Raw genomic sequence first — 16609 nt, 5'->3', positions numbered from 1 at the left:
TGGCTGCGGCGACCCTGCTCACGAATTCGCCAGCAGGGTGTCCTTGAGCCAGGCGCGTGCCAGTCGGAGCTCGCGGTCTAGTGTGCTGGATGACAATCCGGTCACGGCGGACATTTCGCGAAAGCTCAGGCCGGCGAAGTACTGCAGTTCGATCAGGTCGGCCTTGCGAGCATCGAACTCGGCGAGCCGGTTCAGCGCTTCGTCAATGACCAGCAGGTCCTCGTCGCTCCCCGTAGCGGCTTCGGGCAGGCCTTCCAGCGTGACGCGCAGGGCGTCGCCACCGCGTTTCGCGGCGCGGACGGACTCGGCGTGGTTGACCAGTAGTCGGCGCATCATCCGGGCACAGAGTGCGTAGAAGTGGGCGCGGTCCTGCCAGTCAATGTCGGCATCGATCAGGCGAGCAAAGACCTCGTGCACCAGTGCGGTTGGCTGCAGGGTGTGCCCGGCGTGCTCGCCGGCCATGGCGCGGCGGGCGATTCGTTGCAATTCGTCGTAGACCAGCGGCATCAGGCGGTCGCGGGCCACCGCATTCCCGGCGGACCAATCCTTGAGTAATACCGTGATCTCCGGACGGTCCGGCATGCGATTCCCCTGGCGCCCCTAACGACAAGCCAGCGTCGGGCCCGGTCCCGTCGTCGGCAAATTCATCCTACGCTGAAATCTGGCGGCCCGGCACCTTGGTGCCGCAGGGCCTCGTTCCGCGGCGTGCGGGCTGCCGCGAGCGCGGTGATGTCCTCTGCCCCGGCCTTGCGCAGGGCATGGGCCAGAGCCGATGCGGTAGCGCCGGTGGTCAGCACATCGTCCACGATCAGCACCCGGCGTCCAGCGAGATCGGCCTGCACGGCGAACGCATGGCGCAGGTTGCGCCGCCGCTCGGTGGCGGTGAGGCCAAGCTGTGGCCGGGTTGGCAGCACCCGCTTCACGGCTCGTGCGTCCAGCCGCCATCCACGCATTGCGCACAGGGCTCTGGCGATCTCCAGCGCCTGGTTGAACCCGCGTTGGCGGATCCGGCTTGGGTGCAATGGAACGGGGATGACGACATCCGGTGGCGGCAGGTCCGGCAGGCTGTGGTCCAGCAGATGCGCGAGGCGTCGGGCGCCGCCCAGGTCGCCGCGGAACTTCAGCGCGTGGATGCTGGCATCGACCGGCGGAGCATAGAGCAGCGGGGCGAGTACGCGATCAAAGTCCGGCATGCGGGTGAGGCAATGGGCGCAAAGCGATGGCGTGGGCGCGGATGGGATCAGGGGTTCGGCGCAACGTACGCAGGCGTGGTCGTTGAGTGGCAGACGCTCCAGACAAGGCTGGCAAAACGGGCCGCTGCCGGACCGGCATTCGCAGCCTGCGCACTCTGGCGCGAGCCAGCGATGGAAGATCTCTGTCAACCGATTAGGCATTTTCTGGTTGACAGCGACCGTGCCGCTCGCGAGCCTAGCTGCCTCCACCGGCTAGGACATCCCGCATGAGCGAACTTCGTCACGACTGGACGGCAGACCAGGTTAATGCCCTGTTTGCCTTGCCGTTCTCGGACCTGATGCACCGTGCGCAAACCGTGCACCGCGAGCATTTCGATCCCAATGCCGTGCAGCTGTCGACGTTGCTGTCGATCAAGACCGGCGCCTGCCCCGAAGACTGCAAGTACTGCCCACAAAGCGTGCGCTACAACACCGGCTTGAAGACCGAGGCGCTGATGGCCGTGGAGCAGGTCGAACAGGCGGCGCGCACCGCCAAGGAGGCCGGTGCGACCCGGTTCTGCATGGGCGCTGCCTGGCGCAGCCCCAAGGATCGGGATGTGGACACGCTGGTCCAGATGATCGACGCGGTGCGGGCTCAGGGTCTGGAGACCTGCATGACGCTGGGCATGCTGACCGAGTCGCAGGCCGATCGGCTGGCGGACGCGGGGCTGGACTACTACAACCATAATCTCGATACCTCCGAGGAACATTACGGAGAAATCATCGGTACACGGACATACGACGACCGGCTGAATACGCTGGACAACGTGCGCAAGTCGGGCATGAAGGTCTGCTGTGGCGGGATTGTCGGGATCGGCGACACCCGAGCCGATCGCGTGGGCTTGCTCCGTACGCTGGCCAATCTGCCGACGCATCCGGAATCGGTGCCGATCAATCAGCTGGTCGCCGTGCCGGGCACGCCAATGGCCGACGCCGACCCGGTCGATCCGTTCGAGTTCGTGCGCACGAGTGCGGTGGCGCGGATTCTGATGCCGACATCGCATGTGCGGTTGTCCGCCGGACGCGAGGCCATGGACGATGCGCTGCAAGCGCTCTGCTTTCTGGCCGGGGCGAACTCCATCTTCTATGGCGAGCAATTGCTGACCACCGGTAATCCCGTCACCGAGCACGATCGCGCGCTGCTGGCGCGTTTGGGTATCGAGCCCGAGGGTGCCAAGGCTGTCGAGGACCGCCGGTCGTGTCAGGCGGCCTGAACCGGCGCATCGCAGACCAGCTGGAGGCGCTGCGCCAGCGCGACCGGTTTCGCCAGCGCCGCATCGTCGAGCCGACCGGGGCGGGGTGTGCGCGGGTTGCTGGTCGCGACTGCATCAATTTTTGCAGCAACGACTATCTGGGTCTGGCGCAGGATCCTCGCTTGCGTGCCGGGCCGGGCGCGTCTGGCTCTGCTGCCTCGGCGCTGATCACCGGCTACTCGCCCTCCCATGCGGAGCTGGAAGCGCGGCTCGCCGACTGGCTGCAGCGAGATCGGGTGTTGCTGTTTCCGACGGGCTTTTCGGCCAATGTCGGCATCATTGATGCGCTGCTGCAACGCGGTGACCTGGCGGTCTGCGATGCGCTCAATCACGCCTCGCTGATCGATGGCGTGCGGCTGTCCGGTGCCGACAAACGCATCTACGCGCATGCAGGGGTCGACCAGGCCCGGCGCGCGCTGGCGGAACCGGTGGCGGGCATCAAGGCGCTGGTCACCGACGCCGTGTTCTCGATGGATGGCGACAGCGCCCCGCTGCAAGCGCTCAGCCACGAAGCGCAGCGCGCCGACGCCCTGTTTTATGTCGACGACGCCCATGGCCTTGGTGTGGAAGGGGGCGACGGACGCGGCGTTGCCGGCGAGCTGTCGCAGGATGCGCTGCCGGTGCTGGTCGGAACCCTGGGCAAGGCGCTGGGCGCGGCCGGGGCCTTTGTCGCCGGACCGGCATCATTAATCGCCTATCTGGAAAACCGCGCGCGCTCGCAGATTTATTCCACGGCCTTTGCTCCGATGACCGCAAACGCGGCGCTGGTCGCGCTGGACATCGCCCGGCAGGAGGTTTGGCGGCGCGACCACGTGCATCGCCTGGTCGCGCGGTTGCATGCACGGCTCGACGCGGCTGATCTACCGGTGCCGGATTCTCGAACCGCGATCCAGCCCATCGTGCTGGGGTCGGACCGGTTGGCGCTGCGGGTCTCCGACGACTTGCTGGCGCGCGGATTTCTGGTCACGGCCATCCGGCCACCGACGGTGCCGGAGGGCGCCGCGCGTTTGCGGGTGACGTTGACGGCCGCGCATTCGCAGGAGCAGGTCGACGGCCTGGTCGACGCGCTGGCCGATAGCCTGGTGGAGGCACGCGTTGCCTGACCAAGCCCGCGTGCCGAGCGTGTTCATCACCGGCACCGACACCGAAATTGGCAAGACAGCGGTGACCTGCGCGCTGCTGCGTGACTACGCAGCACAAGGCGTGGCGGCTGCCGGCATGAAGCCGGTGGCGGCCGGTGCCGAGCAAACCGATGACGGCTGGCGCAATGACGACGCGCTGGCCTTGCAGGCCGCATCGCGACCTGGGCTCGCCTACGCCGATATCAACCCGTGGTGTCTGCCCTTGCCGGTCGCCCCTGAGTTCGCCGCCCGCGACATGGGTGTGCAATTGACGCGCGAACCCGTTGCAGTGGCGCACCGCAGGCTGTCGCTAGGCGCCGAGCGGGTACTGGTGGAAGGCGCCGGCGGCTGGCGTCTGCCGTTGAGCAGCGACGAGGAAATGCCGGACTGGGTGGCGCGGTTTCGCTGGCCGGTGGTGCTGGTGGTCGGCATGCGCCTGGGCTGCCTGAATCATGCGCTGCTAACGGCCGAATCGATCCGGTTGCGCGCGCCGCTGCTCGGTTGGATCGCCAATGTATTGCCACCTGTCCAACGGCGCCTGGATGACAATCTCGCAGCGCTGCAGCAGCGCATGCCCGCGCCTTGTCTCGGCATTCTGGGCTGCGGACAGCACCGTCTCAGCACGACTTTGCTCGACAACGCGCTGATTCGCTTTGCGCCGGATTCCCCCGATCGCATACAATCTGCGGCCGATTCGATGGAGCGCACCCTTCCGGAAACGCGCCGTGGAACCCGCCCCGAATCCATCTGAAACGCGGTTCGTCATACGTCCTAACGGATCTTTGAGCTGGCATCAGGCCATGGTGTTCATGGCCACGATCAGCACGGTTTCGCTGGGCATAGGAATCGCGTTCGCGACGATGGGTTTCTGGGTGATTCTGCCGTTTGCGGGCCTGGAATTGCTGGCGCTGGGCGCGGGGCTCTATGTCAGCATGCGGGGCAACGACTATCGCGAAGTCGTGACCGTGACCGGGGAGCGCGTAACCGTCGAATTTGGACGAGCCGGGGTCTCGGAACGGGACATCAAGGATTATGCGCGTGCTTGGGCGCGCGTTCGGCTGGAACCTGCGCAGGGCAGAACGGGGCGTTCCCGGCTGCTGCTCGGGTCCAGCGGCCAATTTGTGGAACTGGGGCGTTGTCTGACGGATGCCGAGAGGGATCGGTTGCGGCAGCGCTTGCAAGACGTACTGGCGGCACCGGCCGCTACGTGGAGAAGCGAATGAAACGAGCAGTTAGCGCGAGCCTTCTGGGTCTGTTGCCTGGGTCAGCTCTGGCCTTGCAATGGAACCTGACGGAGGGCGTCACCGAGATCAGTCGTGAGGTCTACGGCCTTCACATGCTGATTTTCGGGATCTGCGTTGTCATCGGAATCGGCGTGTTCGGTTTCATGTTCTATTCGGTGTTCATGCATCGGAAGAGCAAGGGCGCCAAGCCGGCCAACTTCCACGAGAGCACGACGGTCGAGATCATCTGGACTGTCATCCCCTTCGTGATCCTGATCGGCATGGCGATTCCGGCGGCCGGGACGCTGATCAAGATGGAAGACGCCTCCAACGCCGACATGACCGTCAAGGTCACCGGCTACCAGTGGATGTGGGAGTACGAATACCTGGATTCGGGCGTTCACTTCTACTCTCGCCTGGAGGCCGAATCGGATCGTGCCCGCCAAACCGGCTCGGGCGCTGATGTCGCCGCCATCGACAACTACCTGCTGGAAGTCGACAACCGCGTCGTGCTCCCGGTGGGCAAGAAGATCCGCTTCCTGCTGACCTCGCATGATGTGTTGCATGCCTGGTGGGTGCCGGATCTCGCCGTCAAGAAAGATGCCGTGCCGGGCTTCGTGCGCGAAATCTGGGCCAAGATCGACGAGCCGGGCGTTTACCGTGGTCAGTGCGCCGAACTCTGCGGTCGCGATCATGGCTTCATGCCGATCGTGGTCGAGGCGCTGCCGCAGGACGAATATGACCAGTGGGTCGCGGCGCAAACCGGCGGTGCAACCACGGACGTGCCGGTCGACGCCGGCGCCAAGCAGGAATCGGAGTCTTTCGTCGCCATGGCTGATGAGCCGGCACCCGAGGCCGCCGGTGAATCCGCATCGTCCGAACCCGCCGCCGAACTGGACCAGTCGGAGCTCGTGAGCGCTGGCGAAAAGGTCTACAAGACCAACTGTGTTGTCTGCCACAAGGACACCGGGCAGGGCATGCCGCCGGCGTTCCCGTCGCTGGTGGGCAGCGCGGTTGTCGCAGGCGACCCTGCCGCTCAGATCGAGCAGGTCATCAAGGGCAAGAACGCGATGCCTCCGTTCGGACATTTGTCCGACAAGGACATCGCCGCCGTGGTCACCTACACCCGTAATTCCTGGGGCAACGACTCTGGTGTCGTTCAGCCCGCCGACGTCGCCGCGCAGCGATAGGAGCACCAAGACATGAGCTCAGCAGTGGATCATCACGACGACCACCACGGCCCGGTCACGCTGAAGGATGGCTTCGGCAAGTGGATCATGCGGTGGATTTCGACCACCAACCACAAGGACCTCGGGACGCTGTACCTGTGGTTCGCCTTCATCATGTTCTTCGTGGGCGGCGCCATGGCGCTCGTCATCCGGGCCGAGTTGTTCGAGCCGGGCATGCAGTTCGTCCAGCCCGAGTTCTTCAACCAGATGACGGCCATGCATGCGCTGGTCATGATCTTCGGGGCGGTGATGCCGGCATTCGTCGGGCTCGCCAACTGGATGATCCCGATGATGATCGGCTGCTCCGATCTGGCATTGCCACGCGTCAACAACTGGGGTTTCTGGATTCTGCCGTTCGCGTTCACGATCCTGCTGTCGACACTGTTCGTGCCGGGTGGTGCGCCTGCTGCAGGCTGGACCATGTATCCGCCGCTGTCGCTGCAGACATCCAATGCCTTCCCGATGCTGATCTTCTCCGTCCATCTGATGGGCATCAGCTCGATTACGGGTGCCATTAACGTGGTGGTGACCATCCTGAACATGCGCGCGCCGGGGATGACCCTGCTGAAGATGCCGCTGTTCGTCTGGACCTGGCTGATCACCGCCTACCTGCTGATCGCGACCATGCCGGTGCTCGCCGGCGCGGTGACGATGCTGCTGACCGACAAGTACTTCGGCACCAGCTTCTTCTCGGCGTCTGGCGGTGGCGATCCGGTGATGTTCCAGCACATCTTCTGGTTCTTCGGGCATCCCGAGGTGTACATCCTGATTCTGCCGGCCTTCGGTATCGTCTCGACGATTATCCCGACCTTCGCCCGCAAGACGCTGTTCGGCTACGACTCCATGGTCTACGCCACTGCGTCCATCGCCTTCCTGTCGTTCATCGTATGGGCGCATCACATGTTCACCGCCGGCATGCCGGTGGCGGCCGAACTGTTCTTCATGTTCTCGACCATGCTGATCGCCGTGCCCACGGGCGTGAAGGTGTTCAACTGGGTCGCGACCATGTGGCGCGGGTCCATGACCTTCGAAACCCCGATGCTGTTCTCGGTGGCCTTTGTGTTCCTGTTCACCATCGGCGGCTTTTCCGGCCTGATGCTGGCGATCGCGCCGGTAGACTTCCAGTATCACGACACCTATTTCGTGGTCGCTCACTTCCACTATGTGCTGGTGCCGGGTGCGGTGTTCGCGATCATGGGCGGCGTGTACTACTGGCTGCCGAAGTGGACCGGGGTGATGTACAACGAATCGCTGGGCAAGCTGCATTTCTGGCTGACAGCGATCTTCGTGAACGTGACGTTCTTCCCAATGCACTTCTCGGGTCTGGCGGGTATGCCGCGCCGAATTCCGGATTACGCCGTGCAGTTCGCCGACTTCAATCTGTGGTCGTCGGTGGGTGCCTTCGGCTTCGGATTTGCGCAGCTGATCTTCCTGTACATCGTGATCCAGTCCTGCCTGAAGAAGGGCGAGGCGGCCACCTCCCGTGTGTGGGAAGGGGCGCATGGCCTTGAATGGACGGTGCCGTCGCCGGCGCCTTACCACACCTTTGAAGAGCCGCCGGTGATCAGCGACGCTGAGGTGACTGCGGTACACGATGATCCCATCAAGGCCTGAGGCCGGGCAGTCATGAGCAATCGGCCCACCCGCAAGAATGTGATCACTGCGCTGGCATTGGCAGGGGTGGCCGTGGGCTTTTACGTGGCGTTCTTCATCGTGATGAGTTAGCGATGACGAGCGAAGCGAAGGACAACGAAAGCCCGTGGTGGCTGGCAGCCAAGCTGTTCAGCATCACGGCCGTGATGTTCGCGTTCGGATTCGCGTTGGTGCCGCTTTATGAAGTCGTGTGTGAAATCACCGGCTTTAACGGGCAGAACAAGGGCCTGACGCTTGTGGCCAGCGTTGATGAAGCGCCGGTGGAGGACCGCACCGTTCGGGTGGAGTTTCTCACCAGCGTGCATGCAGGCCTGGACTGGGAGTTTGCCTCGGAGCGTGATTCCATCGAGGTGCATCCGGGTAAGCTGTACACCGTGAACTTCACGGCAGCGAATCACGAGGGGCGCGACATGGTGGGTCAGGCACGTCCCAGCGTGGCACCTTGGCAGGCGGCCAAGCACCTGCGTAAGACGGAATGTTTTTGTTTTAGCCAGCAACCGATGGAAGCGGGCGAAGAAAAGTTGATGCCGGTGCGGTTCATGATCGATCCGGAGCTACCGGATTCGGTCGATACCGTGACCTTGTCCTACACGTTTTTTGAAATCGAGAACGTCGCGCAAGCGAACTAGGGGTTCAGATGTCAGCAGCTACCTCCTCTGCAGATCACTACTACGTACCGGCGCCCAGCTGGTGGCCGTTTGCGATGACCGCGGGGCTGTTTGCCCTGTTGCATGGCGTGATGGGCTATCTCAATGGCACCGGCTTTGTGACCATTCCGGTCGCGGTCGGCGCGGTGCTGCTGATCGCCATGATGGTGGTCTGGTTTCGCGACATCATCCACGAGTCGGAATCGGGTCTGTACAACAAGCAGGTCGACGCGACCTATCGCTGGGGGATGAGCTGGTTCATCTTCAGCGAGGTGATGTTCTTCGCGGCCTTCTTCGGCGCGCTGTACTACGCACGGATGATTTCGGTGCCGTGGTTGGCCGGCGAGAATGTGCTGACCAACGAATACCTGTGGAAGGGTTTCGAGGGCGGGTGGCCGACCAACGGACCGGGCTCACTGGGTGGTGAGTTCTCGACCATCCCGGCCTGGGGGATTCCGTTCCTCAATACCTGCCTGCTGGTCGCTTCGGGCTTCACATTCGAAATGGCGCACCACGCCCTGAAGGAAGAAAAGCGGACCCGTTGTGTGGCGGCGATGGTGGCGACGATCGCCCTGGGTGCGGTCTTCATGTACTACCAGATCAGCGAATACGGCGAGGCGTACGGGCACCTGAACCTGACCCTGGGGTCAGGGGTTTATGGTTCGACGTTCTTCCTGCTCACAGGCTTTCACGGCATGCATGTGACGCTGGGCGTGATCATGCTGACCGTGATGATGTTTCGCATCGCCAAGGGCCATTTCACCAAGGATTCGCACTTCGGTTTCGAAGCGGTCGGCTGGTACTGGCACTTCGTGGACGTGGTCTGGATCGGGCTGTTCATCTTCGTCTACGTCGTCTAGCGCGGCGCCGCCGTTGAAGCAACGCCCGCTATGATGCGGGCGTTGTCGTCTCTGCCGGCGGCAATGGATCCAGCGGTCCGCCATGGGGCTTGATCCAGCCCATGAAGTAGGCAAGGACCAGAAACAGGATCAATGCCACCTGCAGCCCCACGCGCCAACTCAGCGCCTTGAACAGATTGCGCGACGACGACCCGCCTTCCCGCAGCAGAAAATAGAGCCCCACCGCGAGCGAGGTCACGATGGCCAGCAGGAACAGTGCAAGAATCCAGGTCATGGCGATTAGTTTGACATGAATCTGCGGCACCTCCTTGTGGCTTTGCTGGTGATCGTGCTGTCCGCCATCATGGGTAGCGCGGCCGTCTGGCAATACTGTCGCGGTGTCGATCGTATTGCGGAACTGGAGCGGTTTCGGGATTTGATCAGGCAGACGCCGCGACGCATCCCGGCCGCGGACTTGCCTGCCACGAAGGGCGAACTGGTCGTGCGCCTGTCTGGTCGCTTCGACCTCGAGCATCAGATTCTGTTGGATAACCAGATCCGCGACGGCCAGTTCGGCTACCGGGTGTGGACAGTGCTGCGCAGTGAGCAGGCCAATGTGCTGGTTGACCGGGGCTGGGTGGCTGGGTCGTCATCGCGCGACGTGCTGCCGGCATGGCAAACGCCCGATCGGCCCGTGGAGGTGACGGGGCACTGGCGGCCGCTGCCCCAGGCCGGCATCGCCACCCACGGCAATCCCTGTCCGGTGGCGCGGTGGCCTGTGCGACTGCACTACCCGAGTGCCGAGACGCTCGCCTGTGCGCTGGACCGGTCGTTGCTGCCCGGCATGCTGCAGCTGCTGCCCGATTCACCGCATGGCTTCGCCCGTGACATCGAATTGCCGGGCCTGCCGCCGGAACGACATTTTGCCTATGCCGGTCAATGGGCCGGCCTGACCCTGGCCCTTTGGGTTCTGATCTGGATCGTTTGGAGACGTCGTGAGCGTTAAATCATCAAGCCGGGTGCAGTTTTATCTGCTGGTTGCCCTGTTTTTCGGCCCGCTCTTAGTGGCCACGTGGCTGTACTTCGGGACCAGCCTGCGGCCAAGCGGTCAGACTCATCACGGAAACCTGCTCGACCCGGTCCGCCCATTGCCGGCCGCGACACAGTGGCTCACCCCCGAGGGTGATGTGGCCAAGGACTTGAGCGGTGATTTGTGGACGTTGCTGCAGTTCGTGCCTGATCCCTGCGAAGAAGCATGCCAGAACGATTTGTACCGGTCGCGTCAGGTGTGGCTGGCGCTGGATCGTCGTCGTGTGCGTGTGCAACGAATCGCCGTTGTCACCAACGCGGCGGAGGCGGAAGCCTTGGCCGAGATCGCCGAAGACGTCGATCCGAACCTCAAGCTCCGCGTCGTCGAGCCAGGTGATCCGCTACGGGCATTCTTGCGCGACCCCGCTCATCCGCAGGGCACGTTCTACGTGATTGATCCGATCGGCAATTGGGTGCTGTGGTATTCCCCGGAGACCGATTTGCGTGATATCCACACGGATTTCAAGAAACTGCTCCGGCTGTCCAAGATCGGTTAGCGTCGCGCCTGTCCTCAACCGGCGACCACGACCAGCACGCCGACAGCGGCGACGATGCTGCCCAGCCACTGGCGCAGCACCATCCGCTCCTTGAGGAACGCGGCCGCGAGAATCAGCACGAACACCGCGGAGGTTTCGTTGAGTACCGCGGCGATGGAGGCATCGGCGTACTTGTAGCCGGCCAGCCACATGAGCATGGCCACATAAGTGCCCATGAAGGATGCTGCCACCGTCAGTCCCCAGGCCTTGGCGCGAACAAACTCCGCCAGCACGATCGCTTGCCGCCGCTGTACCCACATCATGATCAGCATGCCGCCCACGCCGCCGATGACGCGGATCTGCACGGCCCAGATGAAAGGTTCGGATTCGAGCAGGGGCTTGGCCATGACGATGCCACTGGCCATGAGTGCCATGGCGGCCACCAGCGCCAGCAGGCCGCTTTGATCAGCCTTGGGTGCGAGCGGGTGCACGCGGCGCCAGTTCACCAGGGTGACACCCACCAGCGTCAGCGCCACGCCGGACCATTGCAGCCAGCCCAGCCGCTCGCCAAGAAAGACGACCGACAGCAGGATCACGAACGGAGACAGCAGCATGCTGCCAATCGCAGTTCGTGACGGGCCCAGACTGTTCAGCGCACGAAAGAACAGCGTGTCCGCGATACCAATGCCGATGAACCCCGACAACAGCAGGATGGCCCAGTGGGCGGTGGAGATGGCCGGCCAGGCAACGCCGTGCACGAGCAGGATGGTTGGCGCGAGCAGCACCAGCATCAGTGAATTCTTGAACAGGTTGAGCGCGAACGGTCCGAGCTGCTGTCCGGACAGGCGGAACAGGATGACCGCCAGCCCCCAAGCGAATGCGCTGGCCAGTGCGAAGAACTCGCCAATTCCGATCATGTCTGCGCTGCCGACGGGGCGGCGTAGTGTAGGCAATGCTGCGAGGAATGTCCGGTGGCCCGTGGCCGCCATGCGGGGCCGGTTCAACCGGACGCGGAAGACTTAGCGCGGTACAATAAGCGGCCGCGATTTCCTCGGCCCGTTTCGGGCTCAATCCTCATGTTTCGTCACCTGTCTGTCTACGCATTCGGGCTGTGCTTCTGTGTCGTCGTACTGGGCGCTTTCGTGCGGCTGTCCGATGCAGGGCTCGGCTGTCCCGATTGGCCGGGCTGTTACGGCCATGTTGGTGTGCCAGAAACGGTCGGCGAAGTATCCGCGGCCAATGCGGCTTTCCCAGAGCGTCCGGTCGAAGCCCATAAGGCCTGGAAGGAGATGGTTCACCGTTACGCGGCCGGTATGCTTGGGCTGCTCATTCTCGGCATGTCCATCACATCGGTGCTGCAGCATCGCAAGCGCAAGCTGCCGCATATTCTTGTCGGTCTGGTGATCTTTCAGGCTGTGCTTGGAATGTGGACGGTCACGTTGCTGCTCAAACCTCTGGTGGTCACGAGTCACCTGATTGGTGGCATGACCATTCTGGCGCTGCTCGCGCTGGTCAGCCTGCGGGAACGTGACTGGATGGCCGGCTGGCCGGTGCCGACATCGAACCACATGCCGCATTTCTCCGTCGCGGCGCTGGTGATGGTCTGCCTACAGATTTTTCTCGGTGCCTGGACCAGCACCAATTATGCGGCGCTGGCCTGTGCGGATTTTCCGACCTGTCACGGCAAGCTGTGGCCCGAGACCGACTTTGCACAGGGCTTCACGCTTTGGCATGGCCTCGGCATCAACTACGAGTTCGGCGTGCTGGACGGACCGGGCCGCACGGCCATCCACATGGCGCATCGGGTGGGTGCTTTGCTCACCGCGATTGTTGTCGGCGCGCTCATCGTGCGACTGCTGCGGGAGACTGGGGCATCGAATCGCTGGCGTCGGCTGGGCGTGATTTTGCTGCTGGCATTGACGCTTCAGATCGCTTTGGGTATCGCTTCGGTCGTATTCCACTTGCCGCTGCCGGTCGCCACGGCGCATAACGCCGGAGCTGCCTTGTTACTATTGGTGATCGTCGCCATCAACTGGGCTGTGTTCAACAGTCGGCGGATTCGCCAGTGACCATGTCCACAACTGCTACCCAAGCCGGTCTGAACGAACGCCTGAACGACTACTACGAGCTCACCAAGCCTCGGGTGGTCATGCTGATCGTGTTCACCGCGATCGTGGGCATGTTTCTGGCCACGCCGGGCCTACCGCCGCTGGAGCCATTCCTGCTTGGCACCATCGGTATTGCGCTTTGCGCCGCCAGCGCGGCCGTCATCAATCAGGTCGTGGATCGGCAAATCGATGCGCGCATGAGCCGGACCGCCCAGCGGCCGATCGTTCAGGGACATGTGGGAGTGGGCCAGGCCTACACATTTGCAGCGGTTCTTGGCGTATTGGGTGCAGGCTTGCTGATCTGGCGCGTGAACGCGCTGACGGCCTGGCTCACGTTGGCGTCGCTGGTTGGCTACGCGCTGGTCTATACGCTTTATCTGAAACGGGCGACGCCACAGAACATCGTGATCGGCGGTGCCTCAGGCGCCGCGCCGCCGGTGCTGGGCGGGGTGGCGATTACCGGCGAGATCCACGCCCATGCGCTGCTGCTGTTTTTAATCATTTTCGTCTGGACGCCGCCGCATTTCTGGGCATTGGCCATCGACCGGCGTGAGGACTATGCCCGGGCTGGGATTCCGATGCTGCCCGTGACCCATGGCGACCGGTACACGCGGCTGCAGATTCTCTGCTACACCGTGTTGCTCGCCCTGGTGACCCTGTTGCCCTATCTGACCGGCATGAGCGGCGTGGTGTATCTGGTCGCGGTGCTGGGCCTCAACGCCGGCTTTCTCTGGTATGCCGTGCGGCTGTATGCCTCCACGGCCTCACCGCTGCCGATGCAGACGTTCGGCTACTCGATTCTGTACCTGATGGGCTTGTTCACGGCCTTGCTCGTGGATCACTACGTACCGATTTGATCCGGCCGGAGGGGCGCGCCAGCGATGTGCTCGGCGGCAGAAACAAACTGGCCTCCACAAGTGGAGGCCAAACAGATCTATCCCCAGTTATTATTATTAACTCATTGCCTTGGCACTTATTCGGTGCCCAAGAGGAACGCGAGCGAACCTCTTGTTCGTGGGAAGTTTTTACCCCATTTGACGTGTTGACGCAAGCACTTTTCAAGGCATAAAAAAACCCGGCGCAATGGCCGGGTTTTTGTTTGGTGCTGGCATTGCTTAGGCTGCGATCGCCTTACGCAATTTCTTGATGGCTGCCGCTTCGATCTGGCGGACGCGCTCGGCAGAAATGCCGTAGACCTCAGCCAGTTCCTTCAGGCCGGTCTTGCTGTCTTCGGACAACCAGCGCTGGTTGAGAATGTCGCGGCTACGTTCATCCAGGCCTTCCAAGGCATGGCTGAGTTGATGCCGCTGACGCGCGTCCCAGTCAGCATTTTCCAGAGCGGTCGCCGGGTCGGAATCCTCTGCCGCCAGATACTGCTCGGGGGCGTAGACCGGGTTGTCTTCATCGTCACTGCTGCTCGCCGCAAAGGAGACATCCTGGCCGGACAGCCGGCGCTCCATCTGCAGCACGGTCTCCGGCTTAACGCCGAGATCTTCGGCGACAGCATTGACCTCGGCCTGATTCATCCAGCCCAGGCGCTTCTTGGAGCTGCGCAGGTTGAAGAACAGCTTCCGCTGAGCCTTGGTCGTCGCGACCTTGACGATGCGCCAGTTGCGCAAAATGAATTCGTGAATCTCGGCCTTGATCCAATGAACCGCGAAGGAGATCAGGCGAACCCCGACCTCCGGGTCGAAACGCTTCACGGCCTTCATCAGGCCGATATTGCCTTCCTGGATCAGGTCGGCCATCGGCAGGCCATAGCCCATGTAGCCACGGGCGATGTGAACGACGAAACGCAGGTTCGACATCACCAGATGCTGCGCGGCCGACAGGTCGCCCTGCTCGACATAGGCGCGCGCGATGTTCCGCTCGGCCTCGGGTTCGAGAACCGGGATGCTGTTCACGGAATGAATGTAGGCGTCCAGGCTGCCGGTCAACGGCACCAGGTTGGCCTGTTTTGAAAGCGCCAGAGCTTGCGTCATGGAAACCCTCCTTGCGGCCAGAAATTTTACCACGTCCACCGGGCTTCGGTGGACCCCCTTGCGCACTGTTTAAGACGCATCAGCGCTGCGGAAAGTTCCGCTCAAGATGGGGGCGACAGGATAAAACTCAAGCTAGCGCGGAACAATGGCCCCGAGGTGGCGTGCGACGGTCCAGGCTGCGCCGAACCATCCGAGCAGAATGCCGATGCCCAGCAGTCCCACGCTGCTGACAAAGCCCAGGCCGCGGATGACGAAGCTGGACTGATAAAGCGCGGCAAGCTTGCCTGCGGGGCCGGCCATCAACGCCACCGCGATGCCAAGCAGGATCAATGCCGCGATGCCGCCGATGAAGCCGTACCAGAACCCGGTGTACAGGAATGGCCGCCGCACGAAGGCATCCGACGCGCCGACCAGTTTCATGATGATGATCTCGTCCCGCCGGTTCTCGATGTCGAGCCGAATGGTGTTGCCAACCGTGAGAATGACCGCGATCGCGAGCAGGGCGGCAATGATGACGGCTGCACGTTCCACGGTGGCCAGAATCGCGAACAGGCGGTCCAGCCATTGTTGGTCTAGCTTGGCCTGGACAACGCCGGGCAGATCGCTCAGCTCGCGCATGGTGGCGTCGATGGCGTCTGCCGACTGTGTTGTTTTGAAGCGCACGATGACCACGGCGGGCAGCGGGTTCTCGTCCAGCAGTTCCAGCGCTTCGCCAAAGCCCGACAGCGCCCGGAACTCCTCGAGCGCCTGCTGTCGCGAAATGTAGCTGGTTCCACGCACGGTGCTGCGAGAGCGAATGTCCGAGGCAAGCATGTGCCCGTCTTTTTCGCTGATCGAGTCGGCCAGAAACAGCGAGGCGTTCAGAGAGCCTTCCCAGCTGTAACCCACCGCATTGACGTTGTTCACCAGCAGATGCAGGCCAGCGGGCAGCGCCAGGGTAATGCCGATGACCAGGGTGGTCAGTGCGGTTGCCACCGGGCGCCTGTAGAGACGGCCCAGCGTGAACACCAGCGTCTGCGCATGCCGGTTGAAGTATTCGGCGATCATGCGGGTTGTTCGTACGGTGCGGCCGTGGCCCGATCGGCGATATGGCCGCCCTTGAGCTGGATCTCCCGGTAGGGCAGGGAGCGGATCAGCTCGACGTCATGCGTGGCGATGAGTAGCGATACGCCGACCTCATTGAAGCGCCGGAACAAGGCCATGATTTCCGCCGACAGCTCCGGATCGAGGTTTCCGGTGGGTTCGTCGGCGAGAATCAGCGGCGGCTTGGCGACAATTGCCCGCGCGATGCCCACGCGTTGTTGTTCGCCGCCAGACAGCACGATGGGGTAAAGGCGCTCCTTGTCCAGCAGGCCCACGGTATCGAGCGCGGCGCGCACACGCCGGGCGATGGTGTCTCGTGTTTCGCCGCGAATCACCAGTGGCAGCGCGACATTGTCGAATACCGTGCGATCGTTGAGCAGGTTGAAATTCTGGAAGATCACGCCGACGTTGCGGCGAAACTTGGCGACCTGACTGCGACGTACCTGGCTGATGTTCTGGTTGTTGATCACCACCTGGCCGCGGGTCGGCCGCTCGATCAGGGCGATCAGCTTCATCAGGGTCGACTTGCCGGCGCCGGAATGGCCGGTGAGAAAGGCCATCTCTCCCTGCTCCAATGTCAGCGTGACATCGGACAGCGCGTCGTGGCCGCCGGGGTAGCGCTTGGCCACGCGATGCAGGTAGACGATGTCACCCATGATTCAGATCCCAGATAG

Annotated in this window: 19 protein-coding genes; 12 read left to right on the top strand and 7 right to left on the bottom strand. The window is 63.0% G+C overall.

Annotated features, from left to right (window positions below; translation table 11 throughout):
• Positions 1 to 18 precede the first annotated feature (18 nt).
• The gene (locus ACE1EY_RS01135) at positions 19 to 582 is read right to left on the bottom strand and encodes an ECF-type sigma factor (RefSeq protein ID WP_291513303.1); all 564 of its coding nucleotides are present in this window, start codon (positions 580 to 582) and stop codon (positions 19 to 21) included.
• Positions 583 to 644: 62 nt separating this feature from the next.
• Complete coding sequence (locus tag ACE1EY_RS01130) at positions 645 to 1193, bottom strand: ComF family protein (protein WP_370299238.1); 549 nt, start codon at positions 1191 to 1193, stop codon at positions 645 to 647.
• 266 nt (positions 1194 to 1459) lie between these two features.
• On the opposite strand from ACE1EY_RS01130, the gene bioB reads away from it, so the two are divergent.
• The 8 genes from bioB to ACE1EY_RS01090 all read left to right on the top strand — a co-directional run bounded on the left by bioB (position 1460) and on the right by ACE1EY_RS01090 (position 9218).
• Positions 1460 to 2446 (top strand): biotin synthase BioB, encoded by a 987-nt coding sequence (gene bioB, locus ACE1EY_RS01125; protein ID WP_370299237.1) that lies wholly within the window; start codon positions 1460 to 1462, stop codon positions 2444 to 2446.
• Positions 2431 to 3588 carry an 8-amino-7-oxononanoate synthase gene (locus ACE1EY_RS01120; RefSeq protein ID WP_291513305.1) on the top strand — a complete coding sequence of 386 codons (1158 nt, stop codon included), beginning with the start codon at positions 2431 to 2433 and terminating at the stop codon, positions 3586 to 3588. Before bioB ends, ACE1EY_RS01120 begins: the two co-directional genes overlap by 16 nt.
• Entirely contained in the window at positions 3581 to 4357 is a 777-nt protein-coding gene (bioD, locus tag ACE1EY_RS01115) for a dethiobiotin synthase (RefSeq protein WP_291513306.1), read from the top strand. Before ACE1EY_RS01120 ends, bioD begins: the two co-directional genes overlap by 8 nt.
• Positions 4332 to 4829, top strand: coding sequence for a DUF2244 domain-containing protein (locus ACE1EY_RS01110; RefSeq protein WP_291513307.1), 498 nt, complete (start codon positions 4332 to 4334; stop codon positions 4827 to 4829). Before bioD ends, ACE1EY_RS01110 begins: the two co-directional genes overlap by 26 nt.
• The gene (gene coxB / locus ACE1EY_RS01105) at positions 4826 to 6019 is read left to right on the top strand and encodes a cytochrome c oxidase subunit II (protein ID WP_291513308.1); all 1194 of its coding nucleotides are present in this window, start codon (positions 4826 to 4828) and stop codon (positions 6017 to 6019) included. Before ACE1EY_RS01110 ends, coxB begins: the two co-directional genes overlap by 4 nt.
• Positions 6020 to 6031: 12 nt before the next feature.
• Positions 6032 to 7672: a cytochrome c oxidase subunit I gene (ctaD, locus tag ACE1EY_RS01100; RefSeq protein ID WP_291513309.1), complete on the top strand. Its 1641-nt coding sequence runs from the start codon at positions 6032 to 6034 to the stop codon at positions 7670 to 7672.
• A 113-nt stretch (positions 7673 to 7785) separates the two neighbouring features.
• Positions 7786 to 8340 (top strand): cytochrome c oxidase assembly protein, encoded by a 555-nt coding sequence (locus tag ACE1EY_RS01095; protein ID WP_291513310.1) that lies wholly within the window; start codon positions 7786 to 7788, stop codon positions 8338 to 8340.
• Positions 8341 to 8348: 8 nt separating this feature from the next.
• Complete coding sequence (locus ACE1EY_RS01090; RefSeq protein WP_291513311.1) at positions 8349 to 9218, top strand: cytochrome c oxidase subunit 3; 870 nt, start codon at positions 8349 to 8351, stop codon at positions 9216 to 9218.
• A gap of 28 nt (positions 9219 to 9246) precedes the next feature.
• Here ACE1EY_RS01090 and ACE1EY_RS01085 read toward each other — a convergent pair whose 3' ends face one another.
• A complete protein-coding gene (locus tag ACE1EY_RS01085; protein ID WP_291513312.1) occupies positions 9247 to 9492 on the bottom strand; it encodes a twin transmembrane helix small protein in 246 nt (81 codons plus the stop codon).
• A 15-nt stretch (positions 9493 to 9507) separates the two neighbouring features.
• Here ACE1EY_RS01085 and ACE1EY_RS01080 point away from each other — a divergent pair, with 15 nt between their 5' ends.
• Both ACE1EY_RS01080 and ACE1EY_RS01075 read left to right on the top strand, forming a co-directional pair.
• Complete coding sequence (locus ACE1EY_RS01080) at positions 9508 to 10203, top strand: SURF1 family protein (RefSeq protein ID WP_291513313.1); 696 nt, start codon at positions 9508 to 9510, stop codon at positions 10201 to 10203.
• Positions 10193 to 10783, top strand: a complete 591-nt coding sequence (locus tag ACE1EY_RS01075; protein ID WP_291513314.1) for a hypothetical protein — start codon at positions 10193 to 10195, stop codon at positions 10781 to 10783. The genes ACE1EY_RS01080 and ACE1EY_RS01075 overlap by 11 nt, the downstream gene beginning before the upstream one ends.
• A gap of 14 nt (positions 10784 to 10797) precedes the next feature.
• On the opposite strand, the gene ACE1EY_RS01070 is transcribed toward ACE1EY_RS01075, so the two are convergent.
• Entirely contained in the window at positions 10798 to 11679 is an 882-nt protein-coding gene (locus ACE1EY_RS01070) for a DMT family transporter (protein WP_291513315.1), read from the bottom strand.
• Positions 11680 to 11838: 159 nt separating this feature from the next.
• On the opposite strand from ACE1EY_RS01070, the gene ACE1EY_RS01065 reads away from it, so the two are divergent.
• On the top strand, positions 11839 to 12831 hold the full coding sequence (locus ACE1EY_RS01065) for a COX15/CtaA family protein (protein ID WP_291513316.1): 993 nt from the start codon (positions 11839 to 11841) through the stop codon (positions 12829 to 12831).
• A 2-nt stretch (positions 12832 to 12833) separates the two neighbouring features.
• Positions 12834 to 13727 carry a heme o synthase gene (cyoE, locus tag ACE1EY_RS01060; RefSeq protein ID WP_370299235.1) on the top strand — a complete coding sequence of 298 codons (894 nt, stop codon included), beginning with the start codon at positions 12834 to 12836 and terminating at the stop codon, positions 13725 to 13727.
• Between the two features lie 258 nt (positions 13728 to 13985).
• On the opposite strand, the gene rpoH is transcribed toward cyoE, so the two are convergent.
• The 3 genes from rpoH to ftsE all read right to left on the bottom strand — a co-directional run bounded on the left by rpoH (position 13986) and on the right by ftsE (position 16582).
• Positions 13986 to 14852: an RNA polymerase sigma factor RpoH gene (gene rpoH / locus ACE1EY_RS01055; protein ID WP_291513318.1), complete on the bottom strand. Its 867-nt coding sequence runs from the start codon at positions 14850 to 14852 to the stop codon at positions 13986 to 13988.
• A gap of 132 nt (positions 14853 to 14984) precedes the next feature.
• On the bottom strand, positions 14985 to 15899 hold the full coding sequence (gene ftsX, locus ACE1EY_RS01050; RefSeq protein WP_291513319.1) for a permease-like cell division protein FtsX: 915 nt from the start codon (positions 15897 to 15899) through the stop codon (positions 14985 to 14987).
• Positions 15896 to 16582 (bottom strand): cell division ATP-binding protein FtsE, encoded by a 687-nt coding sequence (gene ftsE, locus ACE1EY_RS01045; protein ID WP_370299254.1) that lies wholly within the window; start codon positions 16580 to 16582, stop codon positions 15896 to 15898. The genes ftsX and ftsE overlap by 4 nt, the downstream gene beginning before the upstream one ends.
• Positions 16583 to 16609: the final 27 nt, after the last annotated feature.

Source organism: Abyssibacter sp., from assembly GCF_964229365.1.
Taxonomy (GTDB): domain Bacteria; phylum Pseudomonadota; class Gammaproteobacteria; order Nevskiales; family OUC007; genus Abyssibacter.
The sequence above is the reverse complement of the archived record's forward strand: the minus strand, read 5'-3'. Positions and strand labels throughout refer to the sequence as shown.